Below are 19,680 nucleotides of genomic sequence, written 5' to 3'. Positions count from 1 at the left end.
TTGTCCGCGCAAACGCGCCCTCGGAGAAGAGCCGACGCCGACGAATCTTCGTGCGACAATCGGTGCTCGCCCGCTCTCGTCCGCCAGGAGGCTGTCATGCCCTACCGTCCCGCCCCGCGTCGCCCTTTGCCTGTTCAGCTTAGTGCGCTGCAATTGACCGGCAGCATCGCCCTTGGCCTGTGGCTGGGTTTTCTTGCCATCGCCTTGACCTGGTGGCTCGCCTCCCGGCTCTTCAGCCATCAGTTGGCCCCGGTGACCGAGGCGGTCCAGCAAATAGGCAGGCCGCCGGCCGTCGCCCAGCCACAGCCGCAACCGGAGCCGCAGAACCGGATGTTCGAACAGTACGAAGAGAACCTGCGCAAGAACGAGCAGCAAGTGCGCCTGGACCAGGCCCGCAGCAGCACCCGCAACTTGTCCAATCCCAAGTGCCAGTTCTGGCTGCAGCAGGATCAGACGGCCCCCAGCGAAAAGAGCCGCGCCAACGTACTGCAGTTCTGCGATTGACCATGAACAAACAGACCGTCCACCAACTGATCCTCGACAAACTGCGCAGCGACCTCGACATCGCCGAGCGTGCGGCGCAAACCGCTTACGAGGCCGCGACCCACGAAGAGAACATCGCCGAAAACAAGTACGACACCCTTGGGCTGGAGGCGTCGTACCTGGCCGCCGGGCAGGCCCGGCGCGTCGAGGAAATCCGCCAGTCGCTGGCGCTGTGCCAGAACCTGATCCTGCGCGCCTACGACGACACCCGGGGCATCGAGGTGGGCGCGCTGCTCGGCCTCGAGGATGAACGCGGGCGCGAGCAATGGCTGTTCCTGGCGCCGGATGCGGCAGGCCTTAAAGTCGATGTGGTGGGGCAACCGGTCACCGTCATCAGCCCTCGCTCGCCGCTGGGCAAAGGCCTGCTGGGCAAGTTCGAAGGCGACGAGGTGGAGATTCTGGTGGCGGGCACCCGGCAACAGTTCGCGGTCACCGAGGTGCTTTAGGGGATTGTGGCGAGGGCGCGTGCAGCGGCCCCTTGAGCGATGGGCCTGCTGCGCAGGCCAGCGGGAGCAAGCTCCCTCGCCACAGGGATAGCGGGTTTAGTGGACGGGCAGTTCGACGCCGTCGAACAGCTCTTCCAGTTCCTGCTTGTTGTGGCACTGGATGGCCTTGGCCATCACTTCGCGGGTCAGGTGCGGCGCGAACTTCTCGATGAAGTCGCACATGAAGCCGCGCAGGAAGGTGCCGCGGCGGAAACCGATCTTGGTCACGCTGGACTCGAACAGTTCGCTGGCGTCGAGCACCACCAGGTCTTTGTCGAGCGTGGTGTCGACGGCCATTTTCGCCACGATGCCCACGCCCAGGCCCAGGCGCACGTAGGTCTTGATCACGTCGGCGTCGGCGGCGGTGAACACCACTTTCGGCGTCAGGCCGCGGTGGCTGAAGGCCTCGTCGAGCTTCGAGCGGCCGGTGAAACCGAACACGTAGGTCACGATCGGATATTCGGCCAGCGCCTCGAGGGTCAGCTTCGGCAGCTTGGTCAGCGGGTGGCCCTGAGGCACGACCACGCAACGGTTCCAGCGGTAGCACGGCATCATCACCAGATCGCCGAACAGCTCCAGCGCTTCGGTGGCGATGGCGAAGTCCACGGTGCCGTCGGCGGCCATTTCGGCGATCTGCATCGGCGAGCCCTGGTGCATGTGCAGCGCCACGTCCGGGTATTGCTTGATGAAATTGCTGATCACCGGCGGCAGCGCATAGCGGGCCTGGGTGTGGGTGGTGGCGATCGACAGGGTGCCTTTCTTCTCGTTGGAGAATTCCTGGGCGATCTGCTTGATGCTCTCGACCTTGCGCAGGATCTCGCCGGCGGTGGTGATGATGCGTTCGCCGGCCGGGGTGACGCGGGTCAGGTGCTTGCCGCTGCGGGCGAACACTTCGACGCCGAGTTCGTCTTCCAGCAGTCGGATCTGTTTACTGATGCCCGGTTGCGAGGTGTAGAGGCTTTGGGCTGTAGCGGAAACGTTGAGGTCGTGGTGCGCCACTTCCCAGATGTAGCGCAATTGTTGAAGCTTCATATGAATCCCTCAAAGCAGGTAGACGCCACGGGCATCAGCGACGATATATAACTATATGAATGGTTTGAAGAATAAATCTAGAACTATTTCATCAAAACGCCATTATTCCGCTTCAGCGATCCTCCCGACGCCGGCGCTCCACCAGCGGCACCAGATAAACCGGCACCTTGGACAATTGCAGCACCCGGGCCGCCGTGCGCCCCAACGGCGTTTCCGCCCCCACCCCGTGGCTGTGACTTCCTACGATCAGCAAATCGACCGAGAGTTTCTGCACCTGCTCGAGAATCACCTGGGACGGATCCCCTTGCAGCACCCGCACGGCCCGGATCCGCTGCAGGTCCTGCTCCCCCTCGTCCCCCAGCTCTTCACGGAAACTGTCGAGCACCCGCTGCTCGATGTTGGCGATGACCGTCTTCAGTCCCTGGCTGTGGAATTCGTTCAGCGCCTGTTCGTCGAGGTAGCTTTGCAGCACCGATTCGGCGAACAGCCCCATGGGTTCCACCGCGTGCACCACATACAGGTCGGCGTCGAACGTCCGGGCCAGCGCCAAGGCGTGCTGCATCACTAACGGTGCGTACAGACCGAGGTCAGTGGCATACAGCATCGCACGAATCATGTGACCTCCCAGCGTGCCGACATGGCGGAGATTTGATTCAGCTTAGCAGTGCCTTGGCGACAGCGGCGGGCGGTGCAACGTCTTGTGCCACGCGGGCTTCAGAGCGACGGTTCGTTGCTCACGCCATGGGGCACGTGGCCGGTGGCGACCACTTCCCGCGCCAGTTCGCAGTGCCCGGCCTGGTCGTCGAAGAACACGTCGGCGGCGAACGCTTCAAGGAACGCCGCCTTGGTCAGGCCGCCGAGGAACAGCGACTCGTCCAGGCGGATGTCCCACTCGCGCAAGGTACGGATCACCCGCTCGTGGGCCGGCGCCGAACGGGCCGTCACCAGCGCGGTGCGGATCGGGCAATCGTCCTCCGGGAACTCCCGCTGCAGCACGTTGAGCGCCGCCAGAAAACCCTTGAACGGCCCGCCCCGCAGCGGCTCGCGCGCCGACTCGCGCTCCTTGGCCTGGAACGCCTCCAGCCCGCCGGACTGATAGACGCGTTCCGACTCGTCGGAAAACAGCACCGCATCACCGTCGAAGGCGATGCGCAATTCATCGCTGGCCGCACGGCCGGCGCCGCCGGACAGAATGGTCGCCGCCGCGAACCCGGCGTCCAGCGCAGCACGCACATCCTCGGCGTGGGTGGAGAGAAACAGGTCGCAGCCGAACGCCTTGAGGTACGGATACGGACTGCGCCCGCCGACGAACGCGGCCCGTGAGATCGCCAGGCCGTAATGGCCGATCGAGTTGAACACCCGAAGGCCGGTGTCGGCGCTGTTGCGCGACACCAGGATCACCTCGACCCGCGCCCGCCCAAGACGGGCATTGAGGCTCAGCAGCTTTTCCACCAGCGGGAAGGCGTCGCCCGGGGCGAGGATTTCGTCCTCATGCTCGATCTGGTATTGCCGGTAGGCTTCGACGCCGCTCGACTCATAGACCTTGTGGCTCTCGCTCAGGTCGAACAGGGCGCGGGACGAAATCGCCAGCACCAGTTTGTCATCGATGTTCTTTGCCATGCCTTCCCTCGCCTTGCATCGGAAACGGTCTCACCTGTTGCGTCGGTCGATGAACCCCAAGGTTCGGTGCAACGCCTCGATCCGCGGCAGCTCGCACCCCGCCGCCTTGGCCGCCGCCAACGGACGGGCGTAGATCGCCTCGAGCTCCAGCGGCCGCTTGTGCAGGAAATCATGATGCATGCTCGGCCAATAGTCCGGCATTTTTTCGGTCATCATGAACAGATAGTCGGCGTAGCCCGGCGGCAGGTCATGGCCGCAGGCCTTGGCGCCCTGCACCACTTCGGCCATCAGCGCCCGGATCAGCGCGCGGCTGTCCGCGTCGGCCATCAATGGGGTGGTGCTCGCCCCCAGCAGCACGGACAGGCCGTTGTAGGGGATGTTCCAGACCAGCTTCTGCCAGCGCGCCTGGCGCAGGTCGGGCATCGCCTGGGAATCGATGCCGGCGGCGCGGAACAGCCCGGCGCCCTCCTCGACGATCGCCATCCGCGCCGCGCCGTCCGCCGCCGGGCCGCTGTGGTAGCCGACGTTCACCGCCCCCAGCGCCTGGTGGGTGATCTGCCCCGGCCCCTCGCGGTGGACGCAGATCTGGCACAGACCGCCGAGCAGGTGCAGCGAATCGGGCAGCAACGCCCGCAGGCTGTCCTCGACATCCAGGCCGTTCTGCAGCAACAGCACCTTGGCGCCGGGCTTCGCCGCCCGCACGATCGCCGGTGCCAGGTCGGCGGTGCCGGTAGTCTTGGCCCCGACCAGCAGCCAGTCGCACGGCGGCATGTCGTCGGCCTTTGCGTAGGCCTGCACCGGGTCGAGCGTCAGCGCGCCGTGCACCGCGCTGTCCACCCGCAGGCCGCGCTCGGCCACGGCGCTGAACTCGCTGCGCAACAGAAAGTGCACATCGAACCCGGCCCTCGCCAGCATCAATCCGTAGAACCCGCCGATCGCGCCGGTGCCGATGATCCCCACCGCCGGCCTGTCATTCACTGTCCCCGTCATGGCAACTCCTCTGCAATTCGCTCCAGCGCCTTGGCCACCGCGGCATTCAGCTCGCCGGCGCTCAGGCGCGTGTGCACAGCACCAAAGAACTCGCCGTCGCGCACCACAAACAGCGCCGGCAAATGAAAGACCTGATAACGCTCGACCAGCCCGCCGTTGTCGCCGGCGTCGATCCAGCACAGGCGGTCGACCGCAAGCTTCAGCGTCGGCAGCATCTGGCGGGCATAGCGGCACGAGGCACAGCCCACGCTGGTGAAGATCACCAGGGAAACGCCGCTCATCGCCAGCAGCCGTTGGTCGGCGTCGAAATCGGTCAGTTGCGATTCGACCACTATACTGGGGGAAACAATGTCAAATGGCCGACACAGGGAGTCTGTGCTCATGGGACGTTTCATTCCTCATCCGGACGATGTGCCCGTTGAACTGACGTTGCTCACACCTGAATGCATTTCGCGGCAACGGCTGAACACTATCAGCCTCGGCGGCATCGCTTGCAATTACCATCGCGCATGGCGCCACGGTACGGCGCTGCAGGTGCGCATGCCGACCCTCAACGCCGACATCTGCTATCCGGGCTACGTCGCCTGGTGCCTGCGGCGCAAGAAAGGCTATCTGGTGGGCATCGCCTTCACGGACGAACAGACGCTGTTCAGCGCGCGGATGGGCGAGCAAGTGTGCCAGATCGAACGCTACTGCCGCCTCAACGAGGCCCACGACGACCTGCAGGACATCCAGGCGCTGGCGCTGCAATGGGTCGAACAGCACGCCGACGAGTTCTCCCACGACACCGTCCGCAAGGCCTTTGCCCACCCCGTTCTGGATTGAAAGGCGTCCGGGGCCCCGCCGCCCCGGCGCGAAAGCCCCCTGAACAGTTACTTTCCCATTGTCGAGCAGGCGCCTAACGCGCTAAGGTTCCGCTCCCCGACGCGCTCAATTCCGCTGTGCTCCGCCGCGCGGGGATCGCTGGCGGACGGCACCCGTGACCTGACGAGTAAACGATGGCTGATTTACCGATCAACGACCTTAACGTCGCCTCCAACGAGACCCTGATCACTCCCGATCAGCTCAAGCGCGATATCCCCCTGAGCGACGCTGCCCTGCGCACCGTCACCAAGGGTCGCGAAGTCATCCGCAACATCCTGGACGGCACCGACCACCGCCTGTTCGTCGTGATCGGCCCGTGCTCGATCCATGACGTCAAGGCCGCCCACGAATACGCCGAGCGCCTGAAGGTGCTGGCGGCGGAAGTCTCCGACACGCTGTACCTGGTCATGCGCGTGTACTTCGAGAAGCCACGCACCACCGTCGGCTGGAAAGGCCTGATCAACGACCCTTACCTGGACGACTCGTTCAAGATCCAGGACGGCCTGCACATCGGACGCCAATTGCTGCTGGACCTGGCCGAGAAAGGCCTGCCGACCGCGACCGAAGCGCTGGACCCGATCTCCCCGCAGTACCTGCAGGACCTGATCAGCTGGTCGGCCATCGGCGCGCGCACCACCGAATCCCAGACCCACCGCGAAATGGCTTCCGGCCTGTCCTCGGCCGTCGGCTTCAAGAACGGCACCGACGGCGGCCTGACCGTGGCGATCAACGCCTTGCAGTCGGTCTCCAGCCCGCACCGTTTCCTGGGCATCAACCAGGAAGGCGGCGTATCGATCGTCACCACCAAGGGCAACGCCTACGGTCACGTGGTGCTGCGCGGCGGCAACGGCAAGCCGAACTACGATTCGGTCAGCGTCGCCCTGTGCGAACAGGCGCTGACCAAGGCGAAGATCAAGCCGAACATCATGGTCGACTGCAGCCACGCCAACTCCAACAAGGATCCGGCGCTGCAACCGCTGGTGATGGAGAACGTCGCCAACCAGATCCTGGAAGGCAACCAGTCGATCATCGGCCTGATGGTCGAAAGCCACCTGAACTGGGGTTGCCAGGCGATTCCGAAAGACCTCGCCGACCTGCAGTACGGCGTGTCGATCACCGACGCGTGCATCGACTGGAGCGCCACCGAAAACACCCTGCGCAGCATGCACGCCAAACTCAAGGACGTGCTGCCCAAGCGTCAGCGCACCTGACAGCGTTATCGCAGGCATAAAAAAACGCCGGGCTGAGCCCGGCGTTTTTTATGGATGACGTTCAGATCTTGGCGGCGCGCTTCTGATGGCGTTCCATGTAGCGCTCGACGTAGGAGCACGAAGGAATGACCGTGTAGCCCATTTCGTCGGCGTACTGCAGCGCCCGTTCGGTCAGGGCCGCCGCGATGCCTCGGCCGCGCAAGGCGTTTGGCACGAAGGTGCGGTAGATGTCCAGGGTCTGTTTCCCCAGATCCATATAGGTCAGGTAGGCACGATGACCGTCCACATTGGTCTCGAACTGATGACCAGCCTGGTCATGGTGGATGGACAACGCCTCGCTCATCACTACTCCTCGCGGGTCTTTGAATATGACCCCTACCTTACCGATGTTTTCCCGGCGAAGGAACATCTACGCCACCCCGTGCCTGATGGACACCGAGAAGAGCCGCACCGATCTCGCGCAACCTGGCACGTGACAAATAGTAGGCACCAATGGCCCAAATGCTCAAGGCACACTCGTCAACATGCACGCCGGCGACGGCGGCTCCGGTGGACGCCGGGTGCGGTCCGGGAGACGCTCGCCCCCGTCCCGCACGCCTGAACATTGCCGGATGTTGAGACGTAAGACGAGCCCCGTCTTTTTAAGTCACCTCTACACGGCCAAAGATAGGCGAAGCACCGCACAAAATCGCAATGAAAGTGTGGACGAATCCATATAGACGGACATTGGCCAACGACGGCAAAACAGCATTGCCCAACGGGAACTTTTTCTCATTGACTCGCTCATCACGGGGCTTACAGCTGGACATTTTTTATACAGGCCAGTTAAAAGTTGCTCGAAAAAGAATCAGCGCCTACAATTTTTTTTGCTTCTTGCACTACGTCAGTTTACTTACTACAAGTAACGGGTAGTATGTACGCCGGCTATTTCCTCAATCGGAGGAGACAGCCACTTAATTGAAAGTCCTTGAAGGGGAACACGATGAACAACGTTCTGAAATTCTCTGCTCTGGCTCTGGCCGCAGTTCTGGCTACCGGTTGCAGCAGCGCATCGAAAGAAACCGAAGCACGTCTGACCGCTACTGAAGACGCAGCTGCTCGCGCCCAAGCTCGTGCAGACGAAGCTTACCGCAAAGCTGATGAAGCTCTGGCTGCTGCTCAAAAAGCACAACAGACTGCTGACGAAGCTAACGAGCGTGCTCTGCGCATGCTGGAAAAAGCTAGCCGCAAGTAATAGTCCTTCGGGATTGTTATCAAGCCGACCCATTTTTGGGTCGGCTTTTTTGTGCGCGCAGCTTTCTGCCGGCAACAAAAAACCCGCCGGCGCTTCACGTGCCGGCGGGTTTCGTCATCAGGCCTACTGCTGCAGGTCGATCGGGGCGCTGGAGACCATCGGCGCCGAGGTGTTCGGCACGGCGATCTCGACAGGCAGGCCGTCTTCGGCCGCCACCACGTCACGCACCACATCCCAGTTCATGCGCAGGTTGTTGGTGATGTCCTCGCGCTTGAGCATCGCGTTGATCACCGCCGTGTGCTTGTCGACCACCGACGGGTTGCCCTTGTCGTCCAGCGGCGTGTGCGCCTCGAGGTAGACCTTGCCGCCGCTGCGGCCGAACTTGTACGGGTCGTTGATGATCCGCACCGACGTACCGACCGGCACCATGCCGGCCATTTCCAGCACGTTGTTGTTGAACATGCGGAAGCAGCCGTGGCTGGTGCGCATGCCGATACCGAACTTCTTGTTCGAGCCGTGGATCAGGTAGCCCGGCGTGCCGAGGGTGAACTTGAACGGGCCCAACGGGTTGTCGGGACCGGCCGGCACCACATTCGGCAGCGGGTCGCCGTCGGCGGCGTGTTCGGCCTTGATCGAGGCCGGCGGCGTCCAGGTCGGGTTCGGCGTCTTGGCGGTGATGGTGGTGTGGGCGATCGGCGAACCCCAGCCCTCACGGCCGATACCCAGCGGGAACGTGTACACCACGTTGCGGCCTTTCGGGTAGTAGTAGAGGCGGTACTCGGCCAGGTTGATGACGATGCCTTCGCGCGGGCCCGGCGGCAGGATGAAGCGGGTCGGCAGGATCACCTCGGTGCCGGCGCCCGGCAGCCAGGCATCGATGCCCGGGTTGGCCGCGACCATTTCCGAGTAGCCCAGGTCGTAGGTGGTGCCCAGGTCGGCGAAGGTGTCCTCGTACTTGGCCTTGATCACCTGCACCTGGCCGATGATGTCCTCACCGGGCGGTGGCAGGGGAAATTCCAGTGCGGCAACGGGGCCAGCCGCGCACAGGGCGGCAAGAGACAGGCAGCGGGTGACGGCAGGAAGACGCGGCAACATCCGGAGAATCCTTCGCATGATCGACAAGGGTACAAGAGCGCGATTGTACACCGCGCCCGCGGAATTCGGGGAGATGCTAGACCTGCGGCGACAGGCCCTGCTCGCGCCGGACGACGCGGCAAGCCTTGACCGGCGGCGGCCGGGGCAACCATGAAATCGCGTTCACGTGGGCTTGCACAGGCCTGGCCGCCGAGCGGGAGCCAGCGCCCTCGCCACAGGCGGCCTAAAGTTCGAAGCGCAGTTCGGGCCAGATCGGCGAGGTGCCGCGCTTCTGCGACTCCAGGATCGCCCGGCACAGGGAACACAGGCGCTGGTCCTGAAACACCCGGCGATCCACGCTCGACCAGCGCGGCTGCGCCGGCAACAGGCCGCCGCAGAGCGTCCGGTCCACCGAGCCGCCGAGTTCCAGCTGACGGGCCACCAGATGCACCCGCACTTCCTGGCAGGCGAACAGATCCAGCTGTTCGTCAGGCTCGATCAGTTGGTAGGCAAACAGGGACCAGGCAGGGCGCGGCATCGGGGGCTCCAATTAGGGGGGCGCCACATTAGCCGAAAGCCTGCCGCTAGAAAAGCCTCACAGCAGCGGTTTCAGCGCCGGCCACACATTTTCCAGCAACCGTCCCTGGGCCCCGGCGGCCGGGTGCAGGCCGTCGGCCTGCATCAGGTCAGGATGCCCGCCCACCCCGTCGAGGAAGAACGGCACCAGCGGGATGCTTTTTTCCTCGGCCAGGTTGCCGTACACCTTTGCAAAGGCATCGGTGTAGCGCTTGCCGTAATTGGGCGGCAGCTGCATGCCGAGCAACAGCACCTTCGCACCGCTCTGGCGGGCGCTGTCGATCATCGAAGCAAGATTTTGTTGCAATTGCGCCGGAGGCATTCCGCGCAGGCCGTCGTTGCCGCCGAGCTCAAGGATCACCAGGTCCGGCTTGTGCTCCGAAAGCAGCGCCGGCAGGCGCGCCTGGCCGCCTGCACTGGTGTCGCCGCTGATGGAGGCGTTGATCACTTTATCGTCAAAACCCTCGTGCCTGAGGCGCTGCTCGAGCAACGCCACCCACCCCGACCGGGTATCCAGCCCGAAAGCGGCGCTGATACTATCGCCGACGATCAGGACGGTGCCCGCCACGGCGTTCTGGGCCATGCACATCACGGCCAGGCCGGCACTCAAAAACCAAACACGCATCGGATTCTCCATGGGCGCAAGCATTCTCACCGCGAAGAACCTTAGCAAAGTGGTTTCCGGGGCGGAAGGCGAACTGACCATCCTGCACCCGCTCAGCCTGGAGCTGGCCAAGGGCGACAGCCTGGCCATCGTCGGCGCGTCCGGCTCGGGCAAGTCCACCCTGCTCGGCCTGCTCGCCGGGCTCGACCTGCCCAGCAGCGGCGAAGTCACCCTCGCCGGCCAGGGCCTGAGCAACCTGGACGAAGACCAGCGCGCGCGCATCCGCGCCGAGCACGTGGGGTTCGTCTTTCAATCGTTCCAGTTGCTCGACAGCCTCAACGCCCTGGAGAACGTCATGCTGCCGCTGGAGCTCGACGGCCGCAAGGACGCCCGCAGCCGGGCCACCGAACTGCTGCAACGGGTCGGCCTCGGCCAGCGCCTGACCCACTCGCCGCGCCAGCTCTCCGGCGGCGAACAGCAGCGCGTAGCCATCGCCCGCGCCTTCGCCGCCGAGCCGGATGTGCTGTTCGCCGACGAACCCACCGGCAACCTCGACAGCCACACCGGCCAACGCATCAGCGACCTGCTGTTCGAACTGAACCAGGAGCGCGGCACCACCCTGGTGCTGGTGACCCACGACGAACGCCTGGCCCATCGCTGCCGGCGCCTGATCCGCCTTGAAGCCGGCGAACTGGTCGCCCCCCTGGAGCCTTGATGGCACATTTGCCGCTGCTGCGCCTGTTCAGCCTTGCCCTTCGTCAATTGCTGCGCGATGCCCGCGCCGGCGAGTTGCGGGTGCTGTTCTTCGCCTTGCTGGTGGCGGTGGCGGCCAGCACCGCCATCGGCTATTTCGGTGCGCGCCTCAACGGCGCGATGATGCTGCGCGCCACCGAGTTCCTCGGCGCGGACCTCGTGCTCGAAGGCAGCTCGCCGGCACGCCCGGAACAGATCCGCAGCGGCGCCGAACTGCACCTGGACCACGCGCAAGCGGTGGAGTTCTCCAGCGTCATCGCCACCGACAACGGCATTCAACTGTCGAGCATCAAGGCCGTTGATCGCGCCTATCCCCTGCGCGGCGAACTGAAAAGCGCAGCCGCCCCTTTCGCTGCCGAAGAAGCGGGCGGCGAGCCGCAACCCGGCGAGGCCTGGGTCGAGGCACGCGTGCTGACGGCGTTGGACCTGAAGATCGGCGACAGCATCGACGTCGGCCAAAAGGCCCTGAAGCTGACCCGGGTGCTGACCTACGAGCCCGACCGCGCCGGCAACTTCTACAGCCTGACGCCACGGGTGCTGATCAACCTTGAGGACCTGGCCGCCACCGGCGTGGTGCAGCCCGGCAGCCGGGTGAGCTACCGCGAGCTGTGGCGCGGCCAGCCCCAGGCGCTGGAGACCTACCGGCAATTGATCAAACCCGGACTGGCCGCCAACCAGCGCATTCAGGACGCCCGCGACGGCAACCGGCAGATCGGCGGCGCGCTGGGCAAGGCCGAGCGCTACCTGAACATGGCCAGCCTGGTGGCGGTGCTGCTGGCGGGCGTCGCGGTGGCGCTGTCGGCGAACCGTTTCGCCAGCCGCCGCTTCGACGCCAGCGCCCTGCTGCGCTGCCTCGGTCTGTCGCGCCGGGAAACCCTGGTGCTGTTCAGCCTGCAACTGCTGGTGCTTGGCCTGTTCGCCAGCCTCGGCGGCGCGTTGCTCGGCTGGCTGGCGCAACTGGGGCTGTTCGCGTTGCTGCACGACCTGCTGCCGGCCGATGTGCCGGCGGGCACCTTGCTGCCGGCCCTGGCCGGGATCGGCACCGGGCTGGTGGCGCTGGCCGGCTTCGCCTTGCCGCCGCTCGCCGCGCTGGGCCGCGTGCCGCCGCTGCGGGTGCTGCGCCGGGACATGCTGCCGATCCCGTCGAGCGCCTGGATGGTCTACGGTGCGGCGCTGGGCGCGCTCGGCCTGATCATGTGGCGCCTGAGCCTGGACCTGCTCCTGACCTTCGCCCTGCTGGGCGGGGGCGTGGTCGCCGCCCTGGTGCTGGGCGGCCTGCTGCTGTCGCTGCTGCAGAGCCTGCGTCGCCTGCTGGCCCGCGCACCGCTGCCGTGGCGCCTGGGCTTGGGCCAGTTGCTGCGCCATCCGCTGGCGGCCGCCGGCCAGGCGCTGGCCTTCGGCCTGATCCTGCTGTCCATGGCGCTGATCGCCTTGCTGCGCGGCGAACTGCTCGACACCTGGCAGAACCAGTTGCCGAAGAACGCACCGAACTACTTCGCCCTGAACATCCTGCCGGCGGACAAGCAAGCCTTCGCCGATCACCTGATCAACGTATCGGCCCAAGCGGCGCCGCTGTATCCGGTGGTGCCGGGGCGGCTGATCAGCATCAACGGCGAACCGGTGCAGCAGATCGTCAGCAAGGATTCGGCCGGCGACCGGGCGGTCCAGCGCGACCTGAGCCTGACCTGGGCCGCCGACCTGCCGGCGGGCAACCGGATCACCGCCGGCGCGTGGTGGAGCGGGCAGCCGGCGGACGGTGTCCCGGGCGTTTCGGTGGAAGGCAAGGTCGCCGAAAGCCTGAAGCTCAAGCTCGGCGACCTCATGGCGTTCAGCGTCGGCGGGGTCAACCGCGAGGCCAGGGTCACCAGCCTGCGGGAGATCAACTGGGACAACTTCCAGCCGAACTTCTTCATGATCTTCCAGCCCGGCACCCTGAAGGACCTGCCGGCGACCTACCTGACCAGTTTCTATCTGGCGCCCGGCCACGACCTGCAGATCGTCGAACTGTCGCGGGCCTTCCCGGCGGTGACCATCCTGCAGGTCGAAGCCCTGCTCGAACAGCTGCGCAGCATCCTCGCCCAGGTCACCCTGGCGGTGGAGTATGTGCTGTTGTTTGTGCTGGCCGCCGGGATGGCGGTGCTGTTTTCCGGGTTGCAGGCCACCCTGGATGAGCGCATCCGCCAAGGTGCGCTGCTGCGTGCGCTCGGCGCGCAGCGGCAGGTGCTGGTCAAGGCGCGGCGGATCGAGTTCGGCCTGCTCGGCGCGGTCAGCGGACTGTTGGCGGCCATCGGTTCGGAGGTGGTGAGCCTGGTGCTGTACCGCTACGCGTTCGATTTGCCGTGGCATCCGCACCCGTGGTTGCTGGTGCTGCCGCTGATCGGCGCAGCGTTGATCGGCGCCGCCGGCGTGTTCGGCACGCGCAGGGCCCTCAACTCAAGCCCGCTGACAGTGCTGCGCGAGGGTTGATAGACTCCAGCCCTCTTCCCCACAAGACTTCGACATGAGCCGTTACCGCCCTCCCCGCACCGCCGGCACCGCCCTGATCACCCCCGAAGGCGAAGCGCGGATGCGCGCCGAATTCCATGAGCTGTGGCACGTGCGCCGCCCGCAAGTGACGCAGGCGGTGAGCGAGGCGGCGGCCCAGGGCGACCGCTCGGAAAACGCCGAGTACACCTACGGCAAAAAGATGCTGCGCGAGATCGACAGCCGGGTGCGGTTCCTGACAAAACGCCTGGAGGCGCTGAGGGTCGTCAGCGAAAAGCCCAGCGACCCGAACAAGGTCTACTTCGGCGCCTGGGTCACCATCGAGGACGAAGACGGCAAGCAGTCGCGCTACCGCATCGTCGGGCCCGATGAACTGGATCTGAAGCTGGGCCTGATCAGCATCGACTCGCCCCTGGCCCGGGCCCTCGTCGGCAAGGCGCTGGATGCGGAAGTGCGGGTGCAGACGCCGACCGGCGAGCAGTTCGTGTACATCGTCGCCATCGAGTATCCCTAGGGGCTCAGCGCCGGGCGATCAGCCCTTGGCGCGCCACGCGGGTCAGTTGCCTGATCATCTGCGGCGCCTCGTCGCGGCCCGGAGCCTGAATCACCGCCAGATCGAAACTGTCGTCGGCGAAACGCGCCAGCGACTCGCCGTCGTCGACAAACTGGATGAGGAACGCGGCAGGGCCGCCGCTGCGGCGTGGCCAGCCGTCGAGGTAACGCAGCAACGTCGGCTGATGCTTGCCGCCAAGCAGGATCTTTGGATTGCGCTGGGTGATGTGTGCCGTGATCGGCGCGGGACGTGCTGGAGGGCGAAGTGCATTCATGTGTCGTGTCTCTGCCTCAAAAGTCTGCATGGCAGGTGAGAGGCAACACCGAACCAGCGCTTTAGCGGTATTTCGAAGCCCGAACCGGCTTCTGACGGCGACTGGATGAGTCACCTGGCGCCCCGCAAGTAGCTGTTTAAATCGGCGCATGAGCGGCATCCTAGAGAACGCGGCTGTGGAGTGTCAAGAATCGGCCGCAACAAAAAAGGCCCGCGCAATGCGGGCCTTTTGCCGTGTTCCAGAGCGGTCAGCCGGCGATGGCGCGATCCACCGACAGTTTGCCGGCCCCTTCGATCAGGACCGCGATGCTGCCGCCGAGCAGGGCCAGGGCGAACTCGTAGCCGTTGTTGGCCATGAACAGGCCGTTGCCGATGTGCACGGTGAAGATCGCCACCAGCGACAGGAAGGTCAGGCCCAGCGCCGCCGGACGCACCAGCAGGCCGATGATCAGGGCCAGGCCGGCGAAGAACTCGGTGCCGCCGGCCAGCGTCGCCATCAGGTAGCCCGGCGTCAGGCCGATGCTTTCCATGTACTGCGCGGTGCCGGCCAGGCCGTAGCCGCCGAACAGGCCGAAGAGTTTCTGCGCGCCGTGGGCGGCGAAGATCACGCCGACGGCGATGCGCAGAACGGTCAGGCCGTAGCCGGCGCGGGTGAACAGTACTTTGTTGATCAGAGAGGTCATGTTTGCGTTCCTTAACTTCTTGGGGAAAGTGTGTGTGGTTGGCCGCTATATTAATCAGAAAAATTTATGTTAAAAGCGCAAAAATTCCGCCATAACAATCAATTTATTAGATTATTTGCGTGAGACGACTTTCTGTCCCCGGGGCTCCAGCGACTCTCGCTCCCGGTCGAACGCCAAGTAGTACTTGTTCACGCTATTAACATAGCTGACGGCCCCCATTCCCACCTGCTCCATGGCGATGCGCTCGACCTGGAAGAACCACTGGTTGGGGTTCAGGCCCCGCCGCCGCGCCTCGGCCCGCATGCCCTGCACGCGCTCGGGGCCGATGTTGTAGGCGGCCAGGGTGAACGCCATGCGCTCGCGCTCGTTGAGCTTGGGGCTGTTGAAGAACTTGCGGCGGATCATCGCCAGGTACTTGGCCCCGGCCTGCACATTCCCATCGAGATTCTGGATGTTGCCCACGCCGACCCGTTGCGCGGCCGACGGTGTGATCTGCATCAGGCCGGTGGGCCCGCCGCCGCCCCGCGCGCCGGGTTGCAGCGCCGACTCCTTGAACGCCAGCGCCGCCAGGTTCAGCCAGTCCATGTTCTGCGCTTCGGCGTGTTTCTGCAGGGTCGGGCGCAGGCTCTCCAGGCGCTGGCGATCGGCTTTGGCCAACGGATAGTGCACTTGATAGAGACGGCGGTAGATGCGCAGGAACGCTGCGTCTTCGTTGGCCGGCTTCTTGTAGCCGGTCAGGAACCGGTCAATGCTCGCCCGCAGCATCGACGCGTCCCGGCGCACGAACCAGTATTCCTCGCCCGGTTCGCTGATCATCAACTGCTTGTCGAAACGCAGCTTGGGCAAGATCTTGCCCCAGCGCTCGGCGATGGGTTGCTCGACGATGGTCAGGTGGAAGATGCCGCCCTGCACCATTTCCAGCACATCCTCGACCGCCAGGGTCGGGTCGACCCATTCGATCTTGATCGGCGCCAGCTTGTGCAGCGCCAGTTTCTGGTTGAGCCGGTCGACCGCCTCCCCCGCCGCGCTGCCGGTGGGCAGGGCCAGGGTCTTGCCGGCCAGTTGCTCGACCTTGGTGTAGCGCCGCTCGCCCTTGATGCCCACCAGCACCAGCGGCACGTTGCTGGCGATCGGCTCGCTGCTGGCGACCGCATGGCCGGGCTGCAGGTCCAGCAGTTCCCCCGGCGCCACCAGATCGCCCTCGCCCCGCTGCAAGGCACCGAGCAGTTGGTCCTTGGCCTTGGGAATGATCTTGAGGCTGATTTCCTGACCGTCACGGGCATGGCCGTTGAGGTACTGCTCGAAGGCGCGCAGGCGGTGATACTCGACGCCGATGGCCTGGCCCTGCACTTCGCCGGAGCTGTTGCGGCTCTGGTTGACCAGCACCCGCAGCACGCGGCTGCTGCGGATCTCGGCCAGGTCGCGCACCTTGGCGGCCGGCACGGCCTGCAGCGGGCCGGGCAGGCGCGCGGCGGCCGTCATCGGCAGCAGCAACGATCCGCACAGCAGGAGCAACACCGAGGGACGAACCATCCACTCTCCGGAAAGAACAGGGGGCGCCTTCACCCGGGAACGGGCAAAGAACACCGACGAAAACAGAGCGCCTGACGCGCTGGCAAAGTGCGAAAGACTGGCACAGTGATGGCATTGCTGCCAGCCCAACCTGTCCCGCGGCCTCAACAGACAGCCATAAGGTGTTGTAGTTCTTGGCTTTTCTTATAAATCTACGGCTCTGATATGCTTTCCGGCCTTCGGCCCGAGGAAGCACCATGCAACTCATCGACATCGGCGTCAACCTGACCAACCCCAGTTTCGCCGACAAACACCAGGCCGTGCTCGACCGCGCCTACGCCGCCGGCGTCTGCCAACTGGTGCTGACCGGCACCAGCGTCGAGGGCAGCGAACAGGCGCTGGAACTGTGCCGGCAACTGGACGAGAGCGGGCAACGGCTGTTCGCCACCGCCGGCATCCACCCGCACTCGGCGAGCGACTGGAACGCCGACAGCGCACGGCGCCTGCAAGCCCTGCTGAAGGAGCCGGGCGTGGTGGCCGTGGGCGAATGCGGACTGGACTTCAACCGCGACTTTTCCCCGCGTCCGCAGCAGGAAAAGGTGCTTGAAGAACATCTGGCCCTGGCCGCCGAGCTGCAACTGCCGGTGTTCCTCCACGAACGGGACGCCAGCCAGCGCCTGTTGGACATCCTGCGCGACTTCCGCGACCGCTTGCCCGCCGCCGTGGTGCACTGCTTCACCGGTGAACAGAAGGCGCTGTTCAGTTACCTCGACCTGGATCTGCACATCGGCATCACCGGCTGGATCTGCGACGAGCGCCGCGGTACCCACCTGCACCCGCTGGTGAAGGAGATCAAGCGCGGTCGCCTGATGCTCGAAAGCGATGCGCCGTACCTGCTGCCGCGCAGCCTGCGGCCCAAGCCCAAGAACGGGCGCAACGAGCCGGCCTACCTCACCGAAGTGCTGCGCGAAGTCGCCCTCCACCGCGGCGAAACCGAGGCTGACCTGGCGGCCCACACCACCGCCTGCGCCCGGGCGTTCTACGGCCTGCCCGCCCTGCCGTGATAACCCTGCGGGAGCAGCCTGCTGACTCCCACAGCACCAGGCCTTGATGCACATCAAGATTCCGCGCCCACGATACCGGCACAATGCTGGCACCTTGCCAAAACTGTTTCCGCTATCAGAGAAGACCTCCATGGGTGCCTGGCTTAGCAATATCTCGCTGAAATACAAATTCTGGGCGGTCAACGCGGTCGCCTTCGTCACCACCCTGCTGCTGGTGCTGTACGCCGTGCAGTTGGAGCAGCAGTCCCGCAGCCATGCCGCCCAGGCGTCCGCACAGGCGCAGGCGCAATTGCTCAAGACCTGGCCGGCCGGGCAAGCGCTGCCCAAGACCGACCAGGTGCTGACGTTCAAGCGCGGCGAAGCCCCTCGCCTCAACGACCAGCCCTTGCTGGAAATCACCGACGGCAACGGCTGGGTCGAGATCAACCATCTGCCGCTGTTCGGCGAAAACCCGCTGATGGGCGCCGAAGTGTTCGGCCGCGCCGACGGCCAGCAAGTCGCGGTCATCGCCTACGGCCCGAGCATGAGCCAGGTGTTCAGTGAGCGCTTCGCCAACTATGCGGTGGCGGTGTTCATCCTGATGCTGGCGATGCTCGGGGCGTCGCAACTGCTGATCCGCTTTCTGCTGAGCCAGCTCAACACTTTGAAGGACGTGATGCTGCACGTCGAAAAGACCGGCGACCTGAGCGCCCGGGTGCCGCTGGCGTGCAAGGATGAGGTCGGCCAGATGGCCAACGCCTTCAACGCCATGCAGGCCGGCTACCAGCGGGTGGTGACCACGGTCGCCAACACCGCGCGGCAACTGGACGTCGGTGCGGCGCGCCTGGCGTCGAGCATGAACGAGGTGCGCCACGGCATGCTCGGCCAGCAGAGCGAAACCGATCAGGCCGCCACGGCCATCAACGAAATGACCGCCACCGTCCACCACATCGCCCAGCACGCCGGCGCCACCCGCGACCTGTCGCAGACCGCCGACGGCCTGGCCGGCAGCGGCCAGCAGGTGGTGAGCCGGGTGCAGCAGTCCATCGCCGGGCTGTCCAGCGGCGTGCAGCAGACGGCGGAAATGATCCAGCGCCTGGCCGAGGACAGCCAGAAGATCAACGGCGTGGTCAGCGTCATCCACAGCATCGCCGAACAGACCAACCTGCTCGCCCTCAACGCCGCCATCGAAGCGGCCCGGGCCGGCGAGATGGGGCGCGGGTTCGCGGTGGTCGCCGACGAGGTGCGCAACCTGGCCAAGCGCGTGCAGACCTCCACCGACGAAATCACCACCATGGTCTCGGCGCTGCAGGCCGGCACCCGCGATGCGGTGGACTTCATGCAGGAGAGTTCGTACAAGGCCGACGACTGCGTGCAGCAGGCCCAGGAAGCCGGCGAAGCGCTGGCGGAAATCACCGGCGCCGTGGCGCAGATGCGCGAGAGCAACACGCAGATCGCGGTGGCGGCGGAACAGCAGAGCCAGGTGGCCGAAGAGATGAACCGTGCGGTGGTGAGCATCCGCGACGTGACCGAAGACACCGTGCAGCAGACCGTGGATTCGGCGACCACCAGCAACGAACTCGCGACCCTGGCCGGCGAACTGAGCAAGGCCATCGGGCAACTGAAGCTGTAACGCACACATCGCGAAGGCGTCGGTCCGGACGACATCGAGTCCGGCCATGACGCCTATCGCTTCAATAGCCAACCTTGATTCGCCGCCCTCCCTGCCCGGGCCTATCCTTCAGCCATGCACCGAACATGGCACAAGGAGCCGCAGACATGGGCAAACGTCACCCCAACCTTCCCGCCTGGCAATGGCGCGCCTACCCGCACAATCATCAGCACCCGACCAACCTGGTGCTGCACCTGATCGCCGTGCCGCTGTTCATCGTCGCGTTTCTGCTGATCGTGTCGGGGGTGTTCAGCCTGAGCCTGGCGAGCGTCGCCATCGGCGTGATCGGCATCGTGGCGGCGCTGGCCCTGCAGCGCCACGGGCACAGCCTGGAGGCCCAGGCCTCCGAGCCGTTCAGTGACCGCAAGGATGCCGTATCGCGCCTGTTGGTCGAGCAGTTCCTGACGTTCCCGCGGTTCTTGCTCAGCGGCGGCTGGTGGCGCGCCTGGCGTGAGCGCCACCGCCGGCATTGAG

General features: G+C 65.2%; 23 protein-coding genes. 11 read left to right on the top strand and 12 right to left on the bottom strand.

Annotated elements, in window-relative coordinates:
- Positions 1–96: 96 nt before the first annotated feature.
- Together KVG96_RS05590 and KVG96_RS05585 are read left to right on the top strand one after the other, a co-directional pair.
- On the top strand, positions 97–504 hold the full coding sequence (locus KVG96_RS05590) for a hypothetical protein (RefSeq protein ID WP_217891146.1): 408 nt from the start codon (positions 97–99) through the stop codon (positions 502–504).
- Positions 505–506: 2 nt separating this feature from the next.
- Positions 507–989, top strand: coding sequence for a GreA/GreB family elongation factor (locus KVG96_RS05585; protein ID WP_217891145.1), 483 nt, complete (start codon positions 507–509; stop codon positions 987–989).
- A gap of 96 nt (positions 990–1,085) precedes the next feature.
- On the opposite strand, the gene cysB is transcribed toward KVG96_RS05585, so the two are convergent.
- The 5 genes from cysB to KVG96_RS05560 all read right to left on the bottom strand — a co-directional run bounded on the left by cysB (position 1,086) and on the right by KVG96_RS05560 (position 5,053).
- Positions 1,086–2,060, bottom strand: coding sequence for an HTH-type transcriptional regulator CysB (cysB, locus tag KVG96_RS05580; RefSeq protein ID WP_085577985.1), 975 nt, complete (start codon positions 2,058–2,060; stop codon positions 1,086–1,088).
- A 112-nt stretch (positions 2,061–2,172) separates the two neighbouring features.
- Positions 2,173–2,676, bottom strand: coding sequence for a universal stress protein (locus tag KVG96_RS05575; protein WP_085577986.1), 504 nt, complete (start codon positions 2,674–2,676; stop codon positions 2,173–2,175).
- Positions 2,677–2,774: 98 nt separating this feature from the next.
- Positions 2,775–3,680, bottom strand: coding sequence for a 5'-nucleotidase (locus KVG96_RS05570; protein WP_217891144.1), 906 nt, complete (start codon positions 3,678–3,680; stop codon positions 2,775–2,777).
- A 30-nt stretch (positions 3,681–3,710) separates the two neighbouring features.
- Positions 3,711–4,670, bottom strand: coding sequence for a putative 2-dehydropantoate 2-reductase (locus KVG96_RS05565; protein ID WP_217891143.1), 960 nt, complete (start codon positions 4,668–4,670; stop codon positions 3,711–3,713).
- Positions 4,667–5,053: a thioredoxin family protein gene (locus KVG96_RS05560; RefSeq protein ID WP_217891142.1), complete on the bottom strand. Its 387-nt coding sequence runs from the start codon at positions 5,051–5,053 to the stop codon at positions 4,667–4,669. The genes KVG96_RS05565 and KVG96_RS05560 overlap by 4 nt, the downstream gene beginning before the upstream one ends.
- On the opposite strand from KVG96_RS05560, the gene KVG96_RS05555 reads away from it, so the two are divergent.
- Positions 5,052–5,495 carry a PilZ domain-containing protein gene (locus KVG96_RS05555; RefSeq protein WP_217891141.1) on the top strand — a complete coding sequence of 148 codons (444 nt, stop codon included), beginning with the start codon at positions 5,052–5,054 and terminating at the stop codon, positions 5,493–5,495. The genes KVG96_RS05560 and KVG96_RS05555 overlap by 2 nt on opposite strands.
- 173 nt (positions 5,496–5,668) lie before the next feature.
- A complete protein-coding gene (locus KVG96_RS05550) occupies positions 5,669–6,745 on the top strand; it encodes a 3-deoxy-7-phosphoheptulonate synthase (RefSeq protein WP_217891140.1) in 1,077 nt (358 codons plus the stop codon).
- A 61-nt stretch (positions 6,746–6,806) separates the two neighbouring features.
- On the opposite strand, the gene KVG96_RS05545 is transcribed toward KVG96_RS05550, so the two are convergent.
- The gene (locus KVG96_RS05545; protein ID WP_217891139.1) at positions 6,807–7,088 is read right to left on the bottom strand and encodes a GNAT family N-acetyltransferase; all 282 of its coding nucleotides are present in this window, start codon (positions 7,086–7,088) and stop codon (positions 6,807–6,809) included.
- Between the two features lie 639 nt (positions 7,089–7,727).
- Between KVG96_RS05545 and oprI the strand changes: the two genes are divergently transcribed.
- Positions 7,728–7,979, top strand: a complete 252-nt coding sequence (oprI, locus tag KVG96_RS05540; protein ID WP_011335311.1) for an outer membrane lipoprotei OprI — start codon at positions 7,728–7,730, stop codon at positions 7,977–7,979.
- 123 nt (positions 7,980–8,102) lie between these two features.
- Here oprI and KVG96_RS05535 read toward each other — a convergent pair whose 3' ends face one another.
- From KVG96_RS05535 to KVG96_RS05525, 3 genes are all read right to left on the bottom strand, one after another.
- Positions 8,103–9,074, bottom strand: a complete 972-nt coding sequence (locus KVG96_RS05535) for a L,D-transpeptidase family protein (protein ID WP_085577993.1) — start codon at positions 9,072–9,074, stop codon at positions 8,103–8,105.
- A gap of 223 nt (positions 9,075–9,297) precedes the next feature.
- Positions 9,298–9,591, bottom strand: coding sequence for a hypothetical protein (locus KVG96_RS05530; protein ID WP_085577994.1), 294 nt, complete (start codon positions 9,589–9,591; stop codon positions 9,298–9,300).
- 57 nt (positions 9,592–9,648) lie between these two features.
- Complete coding sequence (locus KVG96_RS05525) at positions 9,649–10,254, bottom strand: arylesterase (RefSeq protein ID WP_217891138.1); 606 nt, start codon at positions 10,252–10,254, stop codon at positions 9,649–9,651.
- 10 nt (positions 10,255–10,264) lie between these two features.
- Here KVG96_RS05525 and KVG96_RS05520 point away from each other — a divergent pair, with 10 nt between their 5' ends.
- The 3 genes from KVG96_RS05520 to greB are packed head-to-tail and all read left to right on the top strand — an operon-like array spanning position 10,265 to position 13,984.
- Complete coding sequence (locus tag KVG96_RS05520) at positions 10,265–10,948, top strand: ABC transporter ATP-binding protein (RefSeq protein WP_217891137.1); 684 nt, start codon at positions 10,265–10,267, stop codon at positions 10,946–10,948.
- Positions 10,948–13,452 carry an ABC transporter permease gene (locus tag KVG96_RS05515; RefSeq protein WP_217891136.1) on the top strand — a complete coding sequence of 835 codons (2,505 nt, stop codon included), beginning with the start codon at positions 10,948–10,950 and terminating at the stop codon, positions 13,450–13,452. The genes KVG96_RS05520 and KVG96_RS05515 overlap by 1 nt, the downstream gene beginning before the upstream one ends.
- A 34-nt stretch (positions 13,453–13,486) precedes the next feature.
- On the top strand, positions 13,487–13,984 hold the full coding sequence (gene greB / locus KVG96_RS05510; protein ID WP_217891135.1) for a transcription elongation factor GreB: 498 nt from the start codon (positions 13,487–13,489) through the stop codon (positions 13,982–13,984).
- A 4-nt stretch (positions 13,985–13,988) separates the two neighbouring features.
- On the opposite strand, the gene KVG96_RS05505 is transcribed toward greB, so the two are convergent.
- The 3 genes from KVG96_RS05505 to KVG96_RS05495 all read right to left on the bottom strand — a co-directional run bounded on the left by KVG96_RS05505 (position 13,989) and on the right by KVG96_RS05495 (position 16,512).
- Positions 13,989–14,297 (bottom strand): class I SAM-dependent methyltransferase, encoded by a 309-nt coding sequence (locus tag KVG96_RS05505; RefSeq protein ID WP_217891134.1) that lies wholly within the window; start codon positions 14,295–14,297, stop codon positions 13,989–13,991.
- Positions 14,298–14,544: 247 nt separating this feature from the next.
- On the bottom strand, positions 14,545–14,979 hold the full coding sequence (locus KVG96_RS05500) for a DoxX family protein (RefSeq protein WP_217891133.1): 435 nt from the start codon (positions 14,977–14,979) through the stop codon (positions 14,545–14,547).
- Between the two features lie 111 nt (positions 14,980–15,090).
- Positions 15,091–16,512: an MltF family protein gene (locus KVG96_RS05495; protein ID WP_217891132.1), complete on the bottom strand. Its 1,422-nt coding sequence runs from the start codon at positions 16,510–16,512 to the stop codon at positions 15,091–15,093.
- A gap of 236 nt (positions 16,513–16,748) precedes the next feature.
- On the opposite strand from KVG96_RS05495, the gene KVG96_RS05490 reads away from it, so the two are divergent.
- The 3 genes from KVG96_RS05490 (at position 16,749) to KVG96_RS05480 (ending at position 19,679) form a co-directional block, all read left to right on the top strand.
- Entirely contained in the window at positions 16,749–17,555 is an 807-nt protein-coding gene (locus tag KVG96_RS05490) for a TatD family hydrolase (protein ID WP_217891131.1), read from the top strand.
- A gap of 130 nt (positions 17,556–17,685) precedes the next feature.
- Entirely contained in the window at positions 17,686–19,167 is a 1,482-nt protein-coding gene (locus KVG96_RS05485) for a methyl-accepting chemotaxis protein (protein WP_217891130.1), read from the top strand.
- 146 nt (positions 19,168–19,313) lie between these two features.
- Positions 19,314–19,679, top strand: coding sequence for an Mpo1-like protein (locus KVG96_RS05480; RefSeq protein WP_217891129.1), 366 nt, complete (start codon positions 19,314–19,316; stop codon positions 19,677–19,679).
- The last annotated feature ends 1 nt before the right edge of the window (position 19,680 follow it).

Origin of the sequence: Pseudomonas ekonensis, from assembly GCF_019145435.1 — a bacterium.
GTDB lineage: Bacteria > Pseudomonadota > Gammaproteobacteria > Pseudomonadales > Pseudomonadaceae > Aquipseudomonas > Aquipseudomonas ekonensis.
Note: the sequence above shows the minus strand (reverse complement) of the source record. Positions and strands in the feature narration are given on the sequence as shown.

Bases quoted from the DNA above. Each gene is read 5' to 3' on its own strand.
- KVG96_RS05530 (WP_085577994.1), bottom strand. From the start codon at position 9,591: ATGCCGCGCCCTGCCTGGTCCCTGTTTGCCTACCAACTGATCGAGCCT.
- KVG96_RS05495 (WP_217891132.1), bottom strand. From the start codon at position 16,512: ATGGTTCGTCCCTCGGTGTTGCTCCTGCTGTGCGGATCGTTGCTGCTG.
- KVG96_RS05560 (WP_217891142.1), bottom strand. From the start codon at position 5,053: ATGAGCACAGACTCCCTGTGTCGGCCATTTGACATTGTTTCCCCCAGT.
- KVG96_RS05525 (WP_217891138.1), bottom strand. From the start codon at position 10,254: ATGCGTGTTTGGTTTTTGAGTGCCGGCCTGGCCGTGATGTGCATGGCC.
- KVG96_RS05515 (WP_217891136.1), top strand. From the start codon at position 10,948: ATGGCACATTTGCCGCTGCTGCGCCTGTTCAGCCTTGCCCTTCGTCAA.
- KVG96_RS05565 (WP_217891143.1), bottom strand. From the start codon at position 4,670: ATGACGGGGACAGTGAATGACAGGCCGGCGGTGGGGATCATCGGCACC.
- KVG96_RS05490 (WP_217891131.1), top strand. From the start codon at position 16,749: ATGCAACTCATCGACATCGGCGTCAACCTGACCAACCCCAGTTTCGCC.
- greB (WP_217891135.1), top strand. From the start codon at position 13,487: ATGAGCCGTTACCGCCCTCCCCGCACCGCCGGCACCGCCCTGATCACC.
- oprI (WP_011335311.1), top strand. From the start codon at position 7,728: ATGAACAACGTTCTGAAATTCTCTGCTCTGGCTCTGGCCGCAGTTCTG.
- KVG96_RS05550 (WP_217891140.1), top strand. From the start codon at position 5,669: ATGGCTGATTTACCGATCAACGACCTTAACGTCGCCTCCAACGAGACC.
- KVG96_RS05590 (WP_217891146.1), top strand. From the start codon at position 97: ATGCCCTACCGTCCCGCCCCGCGTCGCCCTTTGCCTGTTCAGCTTAGT.
- KVG96_RS05500 (WP_217891133.1), bottom strand. From the start codon at position 14,979: ATGACCTCTCTGATCAACAAAGTACTGTTCACCCGCGCCGGCTACGGC.
- KVG96_RS05570 (WP_217891144.1), bottom strand. From the start codon at position 3,680: ATGGCAAAGAACATCGATGACAAACTGGTGCTGGCGATTTCGTCCCGC.
- KVG96_RS05535 (WP_085577993.1), bottom strand. From the start codon at position 9,074: ATGTTGCCGCGTCTTCCTGCCGTCACCCGCTGCCTGTCTCTTGCCGCC.
- KVG96_RS05520 (WP_217891137.1), top strand. From the start codon at position 10,265: ATGGGCGCAAGCATTCTCACCGCGAAGAACCTTAGCAAAGTGGTTTCC.
- KVG96_RS05505 (WP_217891134.1), bottom strand. From the start codon at position 14,297: ATGAATGCACTTCGCCCTCCAGCACGTCCCGCGCCGATCACGGCACAC.
- KVG96_RS05545 (WP_217891139.1), bottom strand. From the start codon at position 7,088: ATGAGCGAGGCGTTGTCCATCCACCATGACCAGGCTGGTCATCAGTTC.
- cysB (WP_085577985.1), bottom strand. From the start codon at position 2,060: ATGAAGCTTCAACAATTGCGCTACATCTGGGAAGTGGCGCACCACGAC.
- KVG96_RS05485 (WP_217891130.1), top strand. From the start codon at position 17,686: ATGGGTGCCTGGCTTAGCAATATCTCGCTGAAATACAAATTCTGGGCG.
- KVG96_RS05575 (WP_085577986.1), bottom strand. From the start codon at position 2,676: ATGATTCGTGCGATGCTGTATGCCACTGACCTCGGTCTGTACGCACCG.
- KVG96_RS05585 (WP_217891145.1), top strand. From the start codon at position 507: ATGAACAAACAGACCGTCCACCAACTGATCCTCGACAAACTGCGCAGC.
- KVG96_RS05555 (WP_217891141.1), top strand. From the start codon at position 5,052: ATGGGACGTTTCATTCCTCATCCGGACGATGTGCCCGTTGAACTGACG.
- KVG96_RS05480 (WP_217891129.1), top strand. From the start codon at position 19,314: ATGGGCAAACGTCACCCCAACCTTCCCGCCTGGCAATGGCGCGCCTAC.